The 16,302-nt window shown below is 75.5% G+C and carries 14 protein-coding genes; 7 read left to right on the forward strand and 7 right to left on the reverse strand.

The window, feature by feature from the left end; all coding sequences use genetic code 11:
• The first annotated feature begins 116 nt into the window (after positions 1–116).
• Entirely contained in the window at positions 117–866 is a 750-nt protein-coding gene (locus IE329_RS17570; protein WP_190211840.1) for a DUF4386 domain-containing protein, read from the forward strand.
• Between the two features lie 88 nt (positions 867–954).
• Here IE329_RS17570 and meaB read toward each other — a convergent pair whose 3' ends face one another.
• From meaB to IE329_RS17590, 4 genes are all read right to left on the reverse strand, one after another.
• Positions 955–1,953: a methylmalonyl Co-A mutase-associated GTPase MeaB gene (gene meaB / locus IE329_RS17575; RefSeq protein ID WP_190211841.1), complete on the reverse strand. Its 999-nt coding sequence runs from the start codon at positions 1,951–1,953 to the stop codon at positions 955–957.
• 13 nt (positions 1,954–1,966) lie between these two features.
• Positions 1,967–4,171 carry a methylmalonyl-CoA mutase gene (gene scpA / locus IE329_RS17580; RefSeq protein WP_190211901.1) on the reverse strand — a complete coding sequence of 735 codons (2,205 nt, stop codon included), beginning with the start codon at positions 4,169–4,171 and terminating at the stop codon, positions 1,967–1,969.
• Positions 4,171–6,063, reverse strand: a complete 1,893-nt coding sequence (mutA, locus tag IE329_RS17585; protein WP_190211842.1) for a methylmalonyl-CoA mutase small subunit — start codon at positions 6,061–6,063, stop codon at positions 4,171–4,173. Before mutA ends, scpA begins: the two co-directional genes overlap by 1 nt.
• A gap of 434 nt (positions 6,064–6,497) precedes the next feature.
• Positions 6,498–7,334: a nucleotidyltransferase domain-containing protein gene (locus tag IE329_RS17590; RefSeq protein ID WP_190211843.1), complete on the reverse strand. Its 837-nt coding sequence runs from the start codon at positions 7,332–7,334 to the stop codon at positions 6,498–6,500.
• A gap of 213 nt (positions 7,335–7,547) precedes the next feature.
• Here IE329_RS17590 and IE329_RS40715 point away from each other — a divergent pair, with 213 nt between their 5' ends.
• From IE329_RS40715 to IE329_RS17605, 3 genes are read left to right on the forward strand one after another with little or no spacing between them, the layout of a single operon-like run.
• Positions 7,548–8,789 (forward strand): ParA family protein, encoded by a 1,242-nt coding sequence (locus IE329_RS40715; protein WP_229927526.1) that lies wholly within the window; start codon positions 7,548–7,550, stop codon positions 8,787–8,789.
• Positions 8,786–9,694: a hypothetical protein gene (locus tag IE329_RS17600; RefSeq protein WP_190211844.1), complete on the forward strand. Its 909-nt coding sequence runs from the start codon at positions 8,786–8,788 to the stop codon at positions 9,692–9,694. The genes IE329_RS40715 and IE329_RS17600 overlap by 4 nt, the downstream gene beginning before the upstream one ends.
• Before the next feature lie 51 nt (positions 9,695–9,745).
• Complete coding sequence (locus tag IE329_RS17605; protein ID WP_190211845.1) at positions 9,746–10,420, forward strand: hypothetical protein; 675 nt, start codon at positions 9,746–9,748, stop codon at positions 10,418–10,420.
• 104 nt (positions 10,421–10,524) lie between these two features.
• Here the strand turns inward: IE329_RS17605 and IE329_RS17610 are convergent, their stop codons facing one another.
• Positions 10,525–11,004 (reverse strand): hypothetical protein, encoded by a 480-nt coding sequence (locus tag IE329_RS17610; protein WP_190211912.1) that lies wholly within the window; start codon positions 11,002–11,004, stop codon positions 10,525–10,527.
• 144 nt (positions 11,005–11,148) lie between these two features.
• Between IE329_RS17610 and IE329_RS17615 the strand changes: the two genes are divergently transcribed.
• Both IE329_RS17615 and IE329_RS17620 read left to right on the forward strand, forming a co-directional pair.
• On the forward strand, positions 11,149–11,496 hold the full coding sequence (locus IE329_RS17615) for a PadR family transcriptional regulator (protein ID WP_190211846.1): 348 nt from the start codon (positions 11,149–11,151) through the stop codon (positions 11,494–11,496).
• Positions 11,493–12,485 carry a hypothetical protein gene (locus tag IE329_RS17620; RefSeq protein ID WP_190211847.1) on the forward strand — a complete coding sequence of 331 codons (993 nt, stop codon included), beginning with the start codon at positions 11,493–11,495 and terminating at the stop codon, positions 12,483–12,485. The genes IE329_RS17615 and IE329_RS17620 overlap by 4 nt, the downstream gene beginning before the upstream one ends.
• 161 nt (positions 12,486–12,646) lie before the next feature.
• Here IE329_RS17620 and IE329_RS17625 read toward each other — a convergent pair whose 3' ends face one another.
• The gene (locus IE329_RS17625; RefSeq protein WP_190211848.1) at positions 12,647–13,402 is read right to left on the reverse strand and encodes an alpha/beta fold hydrolase; all 756 of its coding nucleotides are present in this window, start codon (positions 13,400–13,402) and stop codon (positions 12,647–12,649) included.
• A 232-nt stretch (positions 13,403–13,634) separates the two neighbouring features.
• Complete coding sequence (locus IE329_RS17630; RefSeq protein WP_229927527.1) at positions 13,635–14,981, reverse strand: MFS transporter; 1,347 nt, start codon at positions 14,979–14,981, stop codon at positions 13,635–13,637.
• A gap of 170 nt (positions 14,982–15,151) precedes the next feature.
• Between IE329_RS17630 and IE329_RS17635 the strand changes: the two genes are divergently transcribed.
• Entirely contained in the window at positions 15,152–16,294 is a 1,143-nt protein-coding gene (locus IE329_RS17635; RefSeq protein WP_190211849.1) for a sulfite oxidase, read from the forward strand.
• Positions 16,295–16,302: the final 8 nt, after the last annotated feature.

The following is a 16,302-nucleotide window of genomic DNA, read 5'->3' on the forward strand; positions in this document are numbered from 1 at the left end:
CTGCTGAACTCCCTCGGTCCGGCTGCCGGACGGCTGCACCGGCTTGACGAGTGTACGGCGTACGCCTACCGTGAGTCGCAGGTGTACGCCGTACACCTTTCGAGGGGAGAATCCGGATGAGACCGACCCGAAGGACCGCGACGGTCGCGGGTGTCCTGTTCCTTGTCACCGAGATCACCGCGATCGGCGGACTGGCGCTGTACGGCCCCGTCCTGAAGGGCGCCGACTACGTGACCGGCCCCGGCGCGGACGGCCGGGTGTTCCTGGGGGCGCTGTCCGAGCTGCTGCTCGCGGCGGCGGTCGTCGGCACCGGGGTCACGCTGTACCCCGTCCTGCGGCGGCAGCAGGAGGGGGCCGCGCTCGGCTACGTCTGCGCCCGCCTGCTGGAGGCCGCCGTCATCGTCGTCGGCATCGTGAGCGTGCTGTCCGTGGTGACCCTCCGGCAGGACTTCGCGTCCGGCGCCGCGGGCTCCGACGCCGCGTCGGTGCGCACGGTGGCCCGGGCCCTGGTGGCGCTCCACGACCGGACCTTCCTCGTCGGGCCCAACTTCGTACTGGGCGCCAACACCCTGGTGCTCGCCTGGCTGCTGTACCGCTCCCGGCTGGTGCCGCGGTTCGTCGCGGTGCTCGGGCTGGTCGGCGGGCCGCTGATCTGCGCCTCGGCGACCGCCGTGCTGTTCGGCGTCTACGAGCAGGTCTCGCCCGCCGGGTCGCTGGCCGCCCTGCCGGTGTTCGCCTGGGAGGTGACGCTGGCGGTGCGGCTGATCGCCAGGGGCTTCGACCCCGTCGCCCCCGTCGACCTCGCCGCCACCGCCACCGCCACCGCCGGCCGTCCGGTCCCCGTGGCCGTCCGAACGGCCCCGTGACCCGGCCCCGGTGTGCCCGGTGGCCCGGCCGGTTGCCGTCCGGGCCACCGGGCACACCGGGGTGGGGAAGCACCGCGGGGGCCCGCGGTCAGCCGTCCTCGCGCGGCGCGCGGAAGCCCGCCAGCAGCTGCTCGGCCGCCAGCGTCGCGGTCAGCCGGCCGTCCCGGACCTGCTGCTCCAGCAGGGGGGTGAGGCGGCGGACCTCGGGGTGCTCGCGGAGCTGGGAGAGCAGCTGGTCATGGACCATCGCCCAGGTCCAGTCGATCTGCTGGTCGCGCCGCTTGGCCTCCAGCGAGCCGGTCGCGTCGAGGATCTGCCGGTGCTGCCGCAGCCGCTCCCAGAGTTCGTCCAGCCCGGAGCCGTCGCGGCCGCTGCAGGTGAGCACCGGCGGGTTCCAGGCCGCGTCCGGGGCCTGGAGCAGCCGCAGCGCGCCGGCCAGCTCCCGGGCGGCCGCCTTGGCGTCCAGCTCGTGCGGGCCGTCCGCCTTGTTGACGGCGACGATGTCGGCGAGTTCCAGGACGCCCTTCTTGATGCCCTGGAGCTGGTCGCCGGTGCGGGCCAGGGTGAGCAGCAGGAAGGTGTCGACCATCCCCGCGACGGTGGTCTCGGACTGGCCGACGCCGACGGTCTCCACCAGCACGACGTCGTAGCCGGCGGCCTCCATCACGACCATGCTCTCGCGGGTCGCCCGGGCCACCCCGCCGAGGGTGCCCGAGGTCGGCGAGGGGCGGACGAACGCCGCCGGGTCGACGGCGAGCTTCTCCATCCGGGTCTTGTCGCCCAGGATGGAGCCGCCCGTCCGGCTGGAGGAGGGGTCGACGGCGAGCACCGCGACCCGGTGGCCGAGGCCGGTGAGCATGGTGCCCAGGGCCTCGATGAAGGTGGACTTGCCGACGCCGGGGACGCCGGTGATGCCGACCCGGACGGCCTTGCCCGAGTGCGGCAGCAGCTCGACCAGCAGGCGCTGGGCGAGGACCCGGTGGTCGGGCCGGGTGGACTCCACCAGGGTGATGGCCCGCGCGATGTACGCGCGCGAGCCGTCCTGCACCCCCTGGACGTAGCTGTCGAGGTCGATCGTCCGGGCCATCGGCGTCAGCGGCCTACAGCTCGTGGCCGAGCTCGGCGGCCAGCGACTTCAGCAGGTCGTACGCCGCGTCCGGGATCACCGTGCCCGGCGGGAAGACGGCGGCGGCGCCGGCCTCGTACAGGGCGTCGAAGTCCTGCGGCGGGATGACCCCGCCGACCACGATGGTGATGTCGTCGCGGCCGGCCTCGGCCAGCGCGGTGCGCAGTGCGGGCACCAGGGTGAGGTGGCCGGCGGCCAGCGAGGAGACGCCGACGATGTGCACGTCCGCCTCGACGGCCTGCCGGGCGACCTCCTCCGGGGTCTGGAAGAGCGGGCCGACGTCGACCACGAAGCCGAGGTCGGCGAAGGCGGTGGCGATCACCTTCTGGCCGCGGTCGTGGCCGTCCTGGCCCATCTTGGCCACCAGGATGCGCGGGCGGCGGCCCTCGGCCTCCTCGAAGGCCTCGACCAGCGCGCGGGTGCGCTCGACCGCCGTGGAGGGGCCTGCTTCGTCTCGGTACACACCGGAGATGGTACGGATCTGGCCGGAGTGGCGGCCGTAGACCGCCTCCAGGGCGTCGGAGATCTCCCCGACGGTGGCCTTGGCGCGGGCCGCGTCCACCGCGAGGGCCAGCAGGTTGCCCTCCAGGCCGCCGCCGCTCTGCGGGCCGGCCTCGGCGGAGGCGGTGAGCGCGCGCAGCGCCTCCTGGCAGGCCGCCTCGTCGCGCTCGGCGCGCAGCCGGCGCAGCTTCTCGATCTGCTGGGTGCGGACGGAGGAGTTGTCGACCTTGAGCACGTCGATCTGCTCGTCGGTGGCGACGCGGTACTTGTTGACGCCGATCACCGGCTGGCGGCCGGAGTCGATCCGGGCCTGGGTGCGGGCGGCGGCCTCCTCGACGCGCAGCTTGGGGATGCCGGCGTCGATGGCCTTGGCCATGCCGCCGGCCGCCTCGACCTCCTGGATGTGCTCCCAGGCGCGGCGGGCCAGGTCGCCTGTGAGCTTCTCGACGTAGGCGGATCCGCCCCAGGGGTCGATCACCCGGCAGGTGCCGGACTCCTGCTGCAGCAGCAGCTGGGTGTTGCGGGCGATCCGGGCCGAGAAGTCGGTCGGCAGGGCCAGCGCCTCGTCGAGGGCGTTGGTGTGCAGCGACTGGGTGTGGCCCTGGGTGGCGGCCATCGCCTCCACGCAGGTGCGGGTCACGTTGTTGAAGACGTCCTGGGCGGTCAGCGACCAGCCGGAGGTCTGCGAGTGGGTGCGCAGCGACAGCGATTTGGGGTTCTTCGGCTCGAACTGCTGCACCAGCTTGGCCCAGAGCAGGCGGGCCGCGCGGAGCTTGGCGACCTCCATGAAGAAGTTCATGCCGATGGCCCAGAAGAAGGACAGCCGGGGCGCGAAGGCGTCCACGTCCATGCCGGCCGCCAGGCCCGCGCGCAGGTACTCCACGCCGTCGGCCAGCGTGTAGGCCAGCTCCAGGTCGGCCGTGGCCCCGGCCTCCTGGATGTGGTAGCCGGAGATGGAGATGGAGTTGTAGCGCGGCATCTTCTGCGAGGTGTACGCGAAGATGTCGGAGATGATCCGCATGGACGGCTGCGGCGGGTAGATGTAGGTGTTGCGGACCATGAACTCTTTGAGGATGTCGTTCTGGATGGTGCCCGCGAGCTTCTCGGGCGCCACCCCCTGCTCCTCGGCGGCCACGATGTAGAGCGCCAGGACGGGCAGCACGGCGCCGTTCATGGTCATCGACACCGACATCCGGTCCAGCGGGATGCCGTCGAAGAGCTGGCGCATGTCGTAGATCGAGTCGATCGCCACGCCGGCCATGCCGACGTCGCCGGTCACCCGGGGGTGGTCGCTGTCGTAGCCGCGGTGGGTCGGCAGGTCGAAGGCGACCGAGAGGCCCTTCTGGCCGGCCGCCAGGTTGCGGCGGTAGAACGCGTTGGACTCCTCCGCGGTGGAGAAGCCGGCGTACTGGCGCACCGTCCAGGGCTGGTTGACGTACATGGTGGGGTACGGCCCGCGCAGGTACGGCGCGATGCCCGGGTAGGTGGCCAGGAAGTCCAGGCCCGCCAGGTCCTCGCCGGTGTACAGCGGCTTGACGCCGATGCCCTCGGGGGTCTCCCAGACCAGGTCGTCGACGTCCTTGCCGGTGGCCTGCTGCCAGGCCTCCCGCCACTGCCCGCCGGTGCTGCCCGGGGTGCCGGCCTCGTCGTCCAGGCCGATCTCGGTGAAGTCGGGGATCACCGTGCCGCTCCGATCTCGTCGAGGACCGAGGTGAGGACCGCGACCGCGTCGCAGCCCGCGAAGACGTATCCGTCCACCCCGGCCTTGTGGTACGCCTCGCGGTGCTCGCCCGGCTTGCCGGCCAGCAGCACCCGCCGCGCGCCGGCGGCCTTCAGTGCCGCCGCGACGGCCTCGGCGTGCTCCGCGTACAGCTTGTCGGCGGAGCAGAGGCAGGCCACGCTCGCGCCGCTGGCGGTGAAGGCCTCGGCCAGCGCGGCCGCCCCGTCGCCCTCGCCGGTCACCGTCTCGATTCCGCCGGCCTGGAAGAGGTTGGCGGCGAAGGAGGACCGGCCGGTGTGCACGGCCGCGGGACCGATCGCGGCCAGGAAGACGGACGGGCGCGCGCCGGCCGTGGCCAGCTGCTCGTCGGAGCGGGTGCGCAGTGCCTCGAAGGCCTCCGCGCGCCGGACCTTCGGCAGGCCGCCGGCCGGCGCCGGGCCGCGGTCCGCGGCCCGCTCGCGGACCACCGGCTGCTCGCCGAGGTTGGGGAACTCGCTGACGCCGGTGATGGGCTCGCGCCGGTGCGCGAGGCCGGCCGAGCGCTCGGCCCAGGTGGCGGCGACGGTCTCGCGGATCAGCCCGGAGCGCAGGGCGGCGCGCTGGCCGCCGGCCCGCTCGATCTCCTGGAACCAGGCCCAGGCGGCCCGGGCCAGCTCGTCGGTGAGCTGCTCGACGTACCAGGAGCCGCCGGCCGGGTCGATGACCCGGGCCAGGTGGGACTCCTCCAGCAGGATCGACTGGGTGTTGCGGGCGATCCGGCGGGCGAAGGCGTCCGGCAGGCCGAGGGCGTCGTCGAACGGGAGCACGCTCACCGCGTCGGCGCCGCCGACGCCGGCGGCCAGGCAGGCCACCGTGGTGCGGAGCATGTTCACCCAGGGGTCGCGCTCGGTCATCATCACGCCGGAGGTGACGGCGTGCTGGCGCTGCGCGGCGGCCTCCGGCGCGGCGCCGGCCACCTGGGCCACCCGGGCCCAGAGCCTGCGCGCGGCGCGGAACTTGGCGATGGTGAGGAACTGGTCGGCGGTGGCCGCGTAGCGGAACTCCAGCTGGCCGCAGGCCTGGTCGACGGTCAGCCCCGCCGCGGTCAGCTCCCGCAGGTAGGCGACGCCGGTGGCCAGCGAGGCGCCGAGCTCCTGGGCGTCCGAGGCTCCGGCGTCGTGCAGGCCGAGGGCGTCCACGGTCAGCGCCCGCAGGCCCGGGTGGTCGCGCACGCAGTCGACGGCCAGCGCCACCGCGTCGGCGAGGTGGCGGTCGGTGTCCTCGTCGCGGCCGGTGCGGGCCAGCAGGCCCAGCGGGTCGGCGCCGAGGTTGCCCCGGGCCTCCTGGGGCGGCACCTCGCGCCGGGCGTACAGGGCGAGCAACTGCCCGGCGGCGGCGACGAAGTCGGCGCCGGGGTCGAGCACGACGGACGCCAGGTCCAGGTAGACGCCCGTCAGGACCTCGTCCAGGGAGTCGACCGGCACCCCGCCGGCGCCGACGGCCAGCCAGATGCTGGTCACGCCGTTCTCCAGGTCCGCGAGCACCGCCTCGTTCGACCGCCGGGCGTCCGGGTGGGCGTGGCGCTGCCGCACGTCCCAACCGGAGAGGACCGAGCCCTGGGCCCGGCCGCCACGCACGAACGGCGGGAAGCCCGGATGCCCGGGATCGGCCGCCGTGTCGTCGGCGGTGTACAGCGGGCGGGCGCGAAGCCCGTCCTGAAGCTCGGTGGTGAGGGCGTCCTCGGCCTGTGCGCCTTCGACGTTCTGCGCGCCTGACTTGCGCAGGACGCCTTCGACGAGGAGCTGCCATTGCTCGCGGGTTGCGTCCGGGAACTCGGCGGCCAGAGGGAGCCCTTCGGGCGGGACCGTCATGAGGGAAGATTAAGGTCCGGCGGCTCCGGGCTGCAGGGCCAATCGGTGTGACGTTAGCCTCCATGCACTCTGGGCTGCGGAAAGTGTCTCCGGGGGCGCTCAAGACAGGGGTCGGCCTAGGGGTCGGCCTAGGGGTTCCGGCGGGGCCGGGGCGGGTGCGGGGCGGGTGCGCGGGCCGCCCCGGGCGGCCGGCGCGGCGGCGGCCGGCGCCCCCGGGAGGGCCGGCGAACCGGCTTCCGGCCCGGGCGTGTCGTTCCCCGCGGCGGCCGGGGCGGCGGCCCGGCCGCCACCGGGCGCGGCCGCACGACGGCCTGCCACCTGACGGCCCGCTTCCCGACCGCCTGCTCCCCCAACGCCTGCCCTAGGACCGCCTGCTTCAGGACCGCCTGTCTCAGGACCGCCCGCGTCATGAGCGTCGGCCTCACGACGACCGGTCAGCGACCGGCCTGCACCGCGACCGACTCGATGACGCCCCGCCAGGTCCTGCGGTACCCCTCCCGGAGCGGGCCGCCGACCAGGCCGAGGACCTCCGAGGCCGCGGCCGCGAGTGCCGCGTGCTCCCCCGAGACGCACAGCCGCCGATGCCCTTCGAGCAGCGCGCGGCCGCGCCCCGGGTCCGCCGCCAGCAGCCGTCGCGGCAGCCACTTGCCGCCGCCGGTCCACGCCCGGTGGTGGTCCAGCAGCAGATCGGCGGCACCTGCGAGCACCACGGCCCCGACGGCCAGCCGCTCGAACGGGTCACCGGCGTCCGCCAGGTCGTCCAGGGCGTCGGTCAGCCCGTACCGCTGGGTCTCGACCGCCTCCGGCGGCAGCGGCGGCGGCCCCTGCCGGAGGTCCGCCCCGGCCAGTGCCCGGGCCCGGGCGGCCTCGCCCGCCGGGTCGGTCAGCACGAGGCCGTCCAGGTACATGTCCTGGAGGACGGCGCGCCGGGTGGCGACGTCCGCCGCGAAGAGTTCGGCGAGCCCCGCCCGGGTGTGGACGAAGAGTTCCACCGGCCGGCCCTCGAAGCGGAGCGTCTCGCGAAAGGTGCCGGCGCCGTCGGGGACCAGCACGGCGATGTCCAGGTCGCTGCCGGGGGTGGCGCGGCCCCGGGCGGTGCTCCCGGCCAGGACCGCCGCGAGCGCGTCCGGGAACCGCTCCCGGACGAGGCGCCGGGCCTGCTCGACGGGGGCCCGGTCGAGCGGTGCCTGGTCGACCGGGGCCCGGTCGAGGGGTGCCTGGCCGGTGGGCTGCGGGGTAGCGGGCTGCGGGGCGGTGGGCTGCGGATCCATGCCCGGCAGGGTTTCACGGGACACCGGTGACGGGCGACGGGGATTCCGCCGGTGCCCCTGCGTGCGGCCGCACCGCGGGCCCTCCGGGAGCGGCTCCCCCGGGCCGCCGGCCCCGCCGAAGAGGAGTGCCGGGCGCTCGGCCGGCCTGACCGTCCTTCACCGACCCGACGCGATACACGTCTTGTGCACCCCTGCCGGCCCGGGAGCCGCCGCATGTCCACCCCGCCCCTGCCCGCGCCCGTGGAGGCCGCCGTCGGGCACGCCGCCGAGCACTCCTTCCCGCGCTACGCACTGCCGGAGCACCTCCGCGCGATCGCCGGCGTCCGCGCCACGCCGGCCGCCGACGACGGACTGGTGCCGACCGACCTCCCGGTGGGCACCGGGATCCTCGTGGCCACCCGCCGCCCGCGCCGACCCTGGCCGCACCGACCGCAGCCCGTCACCGACCACCCCCACCCCGCAGCCGGTCACCGACCACCCCTCACCCCGCAGCCGCCGGCCCGCTGCCCGGGCTCCGGTCCGGGCTCCGGTCCGGGCTGCGGCGCCGCCGTCCGGGTGTTCCTCGGCCCGGACGGGCGAACGTCGGTAGCACAGGGCGATGAGATGACTACTCTGCGAGCACGGCCCCCCTCGGTGGCCGGAGTGGAGCGGAGGAGGCCACGGATGCGGATCGCGGTATGTCAGAACAAGGGCGGGTCCGGGAAGTCGGCGATGGTGGTGAATCTGGCCGCCGCGCTGGCCGAGGCGGGTGAGCTGGTGGACGTCGCCGATGTGGACCCGCAGGGGAACGCCTCGCGGCGGCTGGCGGCCCGCCCGGCCGCCGACCAGATGACCATCAGCGAGGCGATCAAGCGCGACGCGCTGGGCGCCGCCCGGGACGCCTACGTGCCCTGCGGCTGGGGCGGCGTGTACAGCGAGCGGATCAGGGTGCTGCCGGCCAGGTTCGAGCTGGAGAACCGGATCTCCGAGGCCGGCACGGTCGGCGCGGTGAAGCGGCTCAAGCGGGCGTTGGCCGGCTGCGACGACCGGCGGGTCACGCTGCTCGACTGCCCGCCGTCGCTGGGCCACCTGACCCAGCTGGCGATGGTCGCCGCCGATGTGGTGCTGATCGTCGCCGAGCCCGAGTTCGACGGGATTGAGGGCGCGGTGCGGGTGCTGAACTTCGTCCGGGACCACGCCGACGACCTCAACAACCCCCGGCTGCGGGTGGCCGGGGTGGTGCCCTCCCGGGTCCGCTCCGGACTCGGCGTGCACGACTTCCAGATCGCCGGGCTCGACGAGTGCTTCCCCGGACTGGTCTGGTCGCCGCACATCCGGGAGCGCGCGGTGGTCAAGGCCGCCGCCGACTCGGTCGCCCCGCTCCGCTCGCTCCGCACGGCCCCCGCCCGGGAGGTCGCGGAGGACTTCGACAAGCTGGCCGTGCAGGTCAGGAAGCTCATGGAGGTCGCCGCATGACCGAGCGTCCCCGGCTCCAGCGCCCCGACAGCGCCGCCAAGCTGGCCGGCCCCGAGACCCTGATGATCGGCAACCGGCCCGGGCGGCGGCAGCCCGGGGCGGGTCCGGCCGGCGTAGCGTCCCCGGGCCCGGCGGGCTCACCGGCCGGCTCGCTGGCCGGCTGCACGCTGGCCGAACTGGAGGCCCGGGTCGCCGCCGCGCAGGAACAGGGCGTCGACGCGATCCGGCAGGCGGAGGCCCAGTTCGAGGCGGACAAGCAGGCGGCGCACACCCGCTTCGCGGCGGACGCCGGCCCCGCCCTGTGGGAGATCCACGACCGGCGGCTCTACCGGGCCAGCCACAGCACCTGGGAGGAGTACCTGACCGAGCGCTGGAACCTGTCGCGGTCCTACGCCCACCGCCTGCTGGAGATGATCCCGGTGCAGGCCGCGCTGTTGCCAAATCCGGCTTTTGGCAACATCGTGCTCCGCGAGTCCCAGGCCCGGGTGCTCGTCCCGGTGCTGCGCGAACGCGGGCCCGAACAGGTGCGGGAGGTGGTGGAGAAGGCGATGGCCGGCGGCGGACGGCCGACGGCCAAGGCGCTGACCGCGGCCCGGACCGAACTCGGCTACGCGCCGGCGGCCGCGCTGCAGTGGGAGCAGGAGGCGCCGGCCGCCCCGGCCGAGGCGCCCGGCGTGGACCAGGAGGAGAGCCGGCTGGCCCTCGGGGACCTGGAACGGCTGGCCGGCGTGCTGCGGGCCGCCCTGCGGGACCTGCCCGACGCCCTGCCCGCGATGGCCGCGCGGTCCTTCCCCGAGGAGACCGCGACCGCGCTGGCCGATCTGCGCAAACAGGTCCGCCGGGCGGCCCGGATCATCGGGGCCGACCTGGTGGCCGGCGCCGCCGCCCCGGACCGGCGCCGCTGACCACCCCGCCGGGAACCCCCTGACGGCCCGTCCGCGCGGTACGGTCGGGCCATGTCCAGTGCCGCCTCCGGTGCCAGCGCACCCGAATCCCCCCGGTCCCCCGTCACCGCGGACGACGTGGACCGCGCCGTACAGCTCGCCGTGGGCGTCCTTCGCGGGGCGCCCGCGGCCGGCGACTGGGACGCCCCGGCCGGGTCCCTCACCTGGGACTGCTGGGAGACCGCCGAGCACCTCGCCGACGACCTCTTCGCGTACGCCGTCCAACTGGGCCCCCGGCAGCCGCCGCTGACCGGCGAAGTGCCCTTCGTCTGGGAGCGCCGCAGCCCCGCCGGCCCCGCGAACGCCGTGCACACCGACCGGGCGGCCGGGCCCGAGGGCGTTCTGCAGGTCCTGGAGGCCTGCGGCGCGCTGCTGGTCGCCATGGTGCGCACCGCGCCGGCCGAGGTCCGCGCCTACCACAGCTACGGGATCGCGGACCCGGAGGGCTTCGCCGCGATGGGCGTCGTGGAGACCCTGGTGCACACCCACGACCTGGCGGAGGGCCTCGGCCTGGCCTGGGCCCCGCCCGCCGGGCTCTGCGCCCGGGCCCTGGCCCGGTTGTTCCCCGACGTCCCCGGGGACGTCGACCCCTGGCCCGCCCTGCTCTGGGCCACCGGCCGGGCCGACCTGCCCGGCCGCGCCCGCCGGACCGGCTGGCGCTGGTACAGCAGCCCCCGCCCCGCGTAGCGCTTCGTCGGTGCAGGGCCGGCACCCCACCCGGTCGTGCCCGGGGCGGGGGTGCGCGCGGACGGGCGAGCTGGCGCGGCCGGCCCGGCTCGTGCGATCCGCAGTCAGCGGCGGGCCTCGTCCGGGGCCAGGAGGCCCAGGTCGACGGCGAAGGCGGAGAAGGCGGGTGACACCGTGCGCCAACTGCACAGCCGCGGGTCCGTCCAGAAGTCGCTGCCCACGACACGGGGGTCCGCCGGGTCGGTGCGGTAGTCCAGCGCCAGCGCGACGTCGTCCCCGGGGATGCGGTTCACCGCGATGAGGACCGCCTGCTCCACGTCCAGCCAGGGCAGTTCCACCGGCGTCGCGCGGGCGCTGCCGCGCGCCTCCCGGAAGAAGTCGTAGGACGGGTCGTCGGCGAACATGTCCATCGAACGGGACTCCCGCTCCATCGCCACCGCACCGGGCAGGAAGCTGAGCGGGCTCTCGAACCACGGCACGACCTCGGCGAGCGTGGCCTCACCCGGATGCCGCCACCGGCCCCGGCCGAGCAGGGAGGTCAGCAGCGCGGGCAGGGCCAGTCCACGAACCGTCACGTTCTCCATGCGGGACAGCGTCGCACAGCGGGGACTGCCGCCGGCCACCGCCCGGGATCCGGCGCGACCGGCGCACTCCGGCCGCAGCGACCGGCCGGCCTCACCAACCGTCCGGCCATCGACATATGGCGATCGTCGCTCTAAGCTCCTCGCATGACCGACCGTCAATTACAGGAGCCGACCCGGCTCGTGCTCACCGCCCTGGCCGACGCCCCCCGGCACGGCTACGCGATCATCCAAGAGGTGCTGGCCATCTCGGGCGGCCACAGCCGCCTCAGCACCGGCACGCTCTACACCGCCCTGGACCGGCTGCGCCAGCAGGGCCTGGTGCGGATCGAGAGCGAGGAGGTGGTCAGCGGACGGCTGCGCCGCACCTTCGCCCTGACCGGCCAGGGGCAGGACGTGCTGGCGCAGGAGGCCAGGCGCCTCAGGGCCGCCGCCGCCGAGGCCGAACGCCGGCTGGGCGCCCTGCGACCGCGGCCGACGGGAGCGACCTCATGAACAGCGACCTCATGAACGACGTCACGACCGGCCCCGGCGCCCCGCGGCCGGGCCGTCTGCTGATCGGCCTCTACCCCGCCCGGTACCGCTCCGCGCACGGCGACGACATCTGCAGCACCTTCGCCGAGGCCACCGAGGGCCGGCCACGGCGTGCGGTGCTCCGGGAGTACCGCGACCTCGCCACCCATGCCCTGCGGCTGCGGCTGCGGATCGGCCCCACCGACCCGGCCGGTCGCGTCCTGGCCGGTGCGGCACCGGTCGCGCTCGCGCTCGCGGCCGGCTGCGCCCTGGTCGTCCTGCTGCCCGAGCTGCGCGAGCTGGTCCACCGGATCCGGTACCCCTACCCGAACCTCGGCCTCGGCTACGCCGTGCTGACCGCGGTCTTCCAGGTGGCCCTCACCGTGCCGTGGCTGCTCGCCCTCGGGATCGCCGTGACCGGCCGTTGGCGGGCCGCCCGGATCGTGGGGGTGGCGGCCGCCCTGCTCGGTGCCGGCGTGCTGAGCCTGGGCGGGCTGTACCCGTACATGGCGGGGCAGATGGCCGGCACGGCCCTGGTCGGCACGGTGGTGCTGCTCGCACCGGCCGGACTGGTGGACGTCTCGCAGCGGGGCCGGTGGGAGATGGCCGGACTCGCGCTCGCCGTCGCCGTCCCCATGATCGCGGCCGGTCGGTACGCGGCCCAGCAGATGCCGCTGACCGTGCTGGGCCTGCTGCCGATCTGGCTCGGCACGGTGACGGCGCCGGTCCTGCTGAGCCGGCTGTCCGGCCGCCGGACCGACCTGCTCCGGGCCGTGGGCGTCGGGCTCGGGACACTGCCCTGGCTGATGCCCCTCATCACGGTCGCCGCCTTCGACCCGCCGGCGCGTCTGCGCCCCTTGCTGGAGTACGCGGGAGCCTGTGCGGCCCCGCTCGGCACGGCCCTGGCGGTGGCCGGGGCGGTCCGGCTCGCCCGCCGGGTCCGGACGACCGGCCCGTCCGACCCGGCCTGACCTCGGCCCGGAGCGCCCGCGCCCGCGTCCACGTCCGCGCCCCTCCCCTCTCCCGAACGCCGGGTGGAGGGGAGGGGGCGGGCGTACGTGTGCGCGGGCCTTCGTCTGCGCGGGCGCCCCGGCCAGCACGCCCCCGGGCCCGCGCCGCCCGCCCCCACGCGTCAGCCGGCCAGGAAGCCCTCCAGCGCGGCCGCGAACGCGACCGGCACCTCGTACATCGGGTAGTGACCGGAGCCCGCCAGCGTCTCCAGCTCGGCGTCCGGGTAGTGGGCCAGCCAGGTGGCCCGCATCACGGGCTCGCTCAGCGCCACGTCGTGCTCCCCCACGAAGACCTTCACGGGCAGCCGGCTGCCGGCCACCTTGGCGGCGAAGTCCAGCGTGGTCCAGTCGTCCAGGTAGGCGGCGAAGGCCTCCTTGCGGCTGACCGCCAGGGACTGCGCGGTCATCCGGTCCAGCCAGACCCCGCCCGCCCGGTTGCCCGTGACCAGGTCGAGGATCGCCCGCCGGTTGGCCGGCCGCTCGGCGGCCCCGTGGAACAGGTCGTACGCGTCGCCCTCCAGCGGGTACGCGGAGGCCGGCACGGGCGCGACGCCGGCCAGCTTGCGCACCCGGTGCGGCGCCTCGGCCAGCACCCGCTGCGCCGCCTTGCCGCCCATCGAGTGCCCGACCAGCGAGAACCGCTCCCAGCCGAGCTGGTCGGCCAGCGCCAGCACGTCCCCGGCGATCTCCGCCAGGGTGTAGTCGCCGGCCACGTCCGCCCGCTCGCCGTACCCCCGGTAGTCGAGGAAGGCGTAGGTGAAGGCGGAGCCGTCCAGGTACTCCAGGAACGGGCCCCAGCCCGCGGCGGTGCCGAACCAGTCGTGCAGGACGACGACCCGGTTCGGCCCGGTGCCGACGAGGCGGTGATCGACCGTCATGAGGGTTTTCCTCCGGTGGTGGTGGAGTGGGTCTGCCACCGGACCTCTCCCCCGCGGCGGCCCGGCCGAACCCGCCCGCCGTCGCCGAACGTGCCGGCCGGCCGACGGAACGTCACCACCGGCGCCGCCGCCCCGGCCCCGTCCGCCCGGCCGTCCGCCCGGCCGGGCGGACGGGCTGCGTGGAACGGGCTGCGCCGGACGGGCCCACGGGCCGCGCGGGCCCGGCGGCAGGTCAGACCGCCGCCGCGACCACCGGACGGCGCGCCCCGATCCGCGCGGCGAACTGGGCCAGGGTCACCAGCACGGCCCCGAGCACACCGGCCACCGCGAAGGCGGTGAAGCCGAGGTCCTGCCGGCCCCCCGCGACCAGGCTGCCAGCCAGCGAGGGCCCGACCACCGCGCCGAACCGGCCGACACCGGTGACCCAGCCGAGGCCGGTGGCCCGCTTGTCCGAGCTGTAGATCGCGTTGGCGGCGGCGTAGACCATCGTCTGGGCGCTGAACAGCCAGACACCGGTGACGCCGACCATCACATAGGTGGCGGCCAGCGGCAGGTGCGAGTTGAGCAGCAGCACCCCGACCGCGGTGAAGGCGAAGAACAGGCCGGAGATCCTGGCCGGGCCGAAGCGGTCGGCGATCCGGCCCGCGAAGAGCATCCCGACGATCCCGCCCGCGTTGACCACCAGCAGGAAGGTCACCGAGTCGGTCAGGCCGTAGCCCGAGGCCCGCATCAGCTGCGGAAGCCAGGTGCTGACCCCGTAGACCAGCAGCAGCCCGCAGAAGGAGGCCGCCCACAGCAGCGGCGTGGCCCAGCGGAACCCCGGGCCGAAGAGCGCGAGGATCGACTCCCAGCGGCCCCTGGCACCCGTCGCCCGCTCCTCCGGCGCCACCGGGCGGGCCAGCCCGTACCGGTCGGCCACCGCGTCCGCCGCGGCCCGCCGGCCGCCCGCCAGCAGCGCCGCCGGCGACTCGGGCAGGAAGCGCAGCAGCAGCGGCACCGCCACCAGCGCCGGGGCGGCCCCCGCCGCGAACACCCAGCGCCAGCCGTGCGAGGGCGCGATCGACAGACCCAGGCCGGTGGCCGCCATCCCGCCCGAGTGGTACGAGGTCATCAGTACGCCGGTGGCCAGCGCGACCTTCCCCTTCGGCGCGAACTCCATCACCATCGCCAGGCAGAGCGGCATCAGCCCGCCGAGGCCGAGACCGGCCAGGAACCGGCCGGCCCCGAACATGGTCACGCCGTTCGCCAGCGCGCAGACCGCCGAGCCGGTGGAGAACAGCAGCACACTGACGGTGAGCAGCGGGCGGCGCCCGAGCCAGTCCGTGACGCTGCCCGCGACGAGGGCGCCGATCAGCATCCCGAAGGTGGTCCAGCTGCCGATGGTGCCGGCCACGCCCGTGGTGAGGCCGAGGCCGTGGTCCTTGAGCATGTACGGCATCACGGCGCCGTAGATGTTGACGTCCATGCCGTCGAAGAAGACCGACAGCCAGCAGAGCGCGAGTACGGGAGCCACCGCACGGAAGCCGCCCGCCGCCGTGGCGTCGGCTCTCGAACCGGTCTTGAGCTGGGAAGATGCCATCCGGCACGACCTCTCTCGGGTACGTGGCCGCACGCTGCAAGCGGCGCGCGCACCGCAGCGCGGGCCCCCTGGGTGCCCGCTCACCACCAGAAGATGCCAAGGGCCGATATCGTCCGCGTTTCGCCGCGATTCCCCGGGCGCCGTTCGGCCCGCGGGACGAGAATGGAAGCATGGCGGCACGGCTCGGCGAGGTGAGCGCACCCGCCCGGGTGGCCGGGCCGGAGGAGGGCGTCACCGTCGAGGAACTCGCGCTCGCGGCCCGCAACCACGGGCTGCCGCTGGAGGCGCTGCGCTACGACGTCACCCCGCCCGGGCTGCACTACGTGCTGACCCACTACGACATCCCGGCCGCGGACCCGGACACCTGGCGGCTGACCGTCCGCGGCGAGGTCCGCGAACCGCTCACGCTGGACCTGGACGCCCTGCGGGCCCGGCCCGCGGTCACCCGGCGGGTCACCATGGAGTGCGCCGGCAACGGGCGGGCCCTGCTGTCCCCGCGCCCGGTGAGCCAGCCCTGGCTGGTCGAGGCGGTGGGCACCGCGGAGTGGACCGGGGTGCCGCTGCGGGCGCTGCTGGCCGAGGCGGGCGTCCGGCCGGCGGCGGTGGAGGCGGTCTTCACCGGAGCCGACCACGGTGTCGAGCGCGGCGTCGAGCAGGACTACCGGCGCGGCCTCCCGCTGGCCGTGGCCGCCGGGGACGATCCCGGGGTGCTGGTCGCGTACGCGATGAACGGCGCGCCGCTGCCGCCGCAGCACGGCCACCCGCTGCGGCTGGTGGTGCCCGGCTGGTACGGGATGGCGCACGTGAAGTGGCTGCGCGACATCACGCTGGCCGACCGCCCGTTCACCGGGTTCCAGCAGACGACCGCCTACCGGCTCCGGCAGTCGCCGGAGGAGCCCGGCGAACCGGTCACCCGGATCGCGCCGCGCGCCCTGCTGCTGCCGCCGGGCTTCCCCGACTTCATGTCCAGGGTCCGGGTGGTGCGGCCCGGCGAGGTGCGGCTGGAGGGCCGGGCGTGGTCCGGCCACGCCCCGGTGGCGCGGGTGGAGGTCAGCACGGACGGGGGCGCCGGCTGGCAGGACGCGGAGCTCGACCCGCCGGACGCCGCTCACCCGTGGGCCTGGCGCCGGTGGCGGCACCGCTGGACGGCCGCCCCCGGCCGGCACGTGCTGAGCGCCCGGGCCACCGACGGGCAGGGGCACACCCAGCCGCTCGACCAGCCGTGGAACCGGGGCGGGTTCGCCGTCAACCTGGTGCAACGGGTCGAGGTGCACTGCCTGGACGGCGCGGCCGGGGAGCCGGAAGGGTCCTGACGTCGCGG

The organism is Kitasatospora indigofera, from assembly GCF_014655955.1.
Taxonomy (GTDB): domain Bacteria; phylum Actinomycetota; class Actinomycetes; order Streptomycetales; family Streptomycetaceae; genus Kitasatospora; species Kitasatospora indigofera.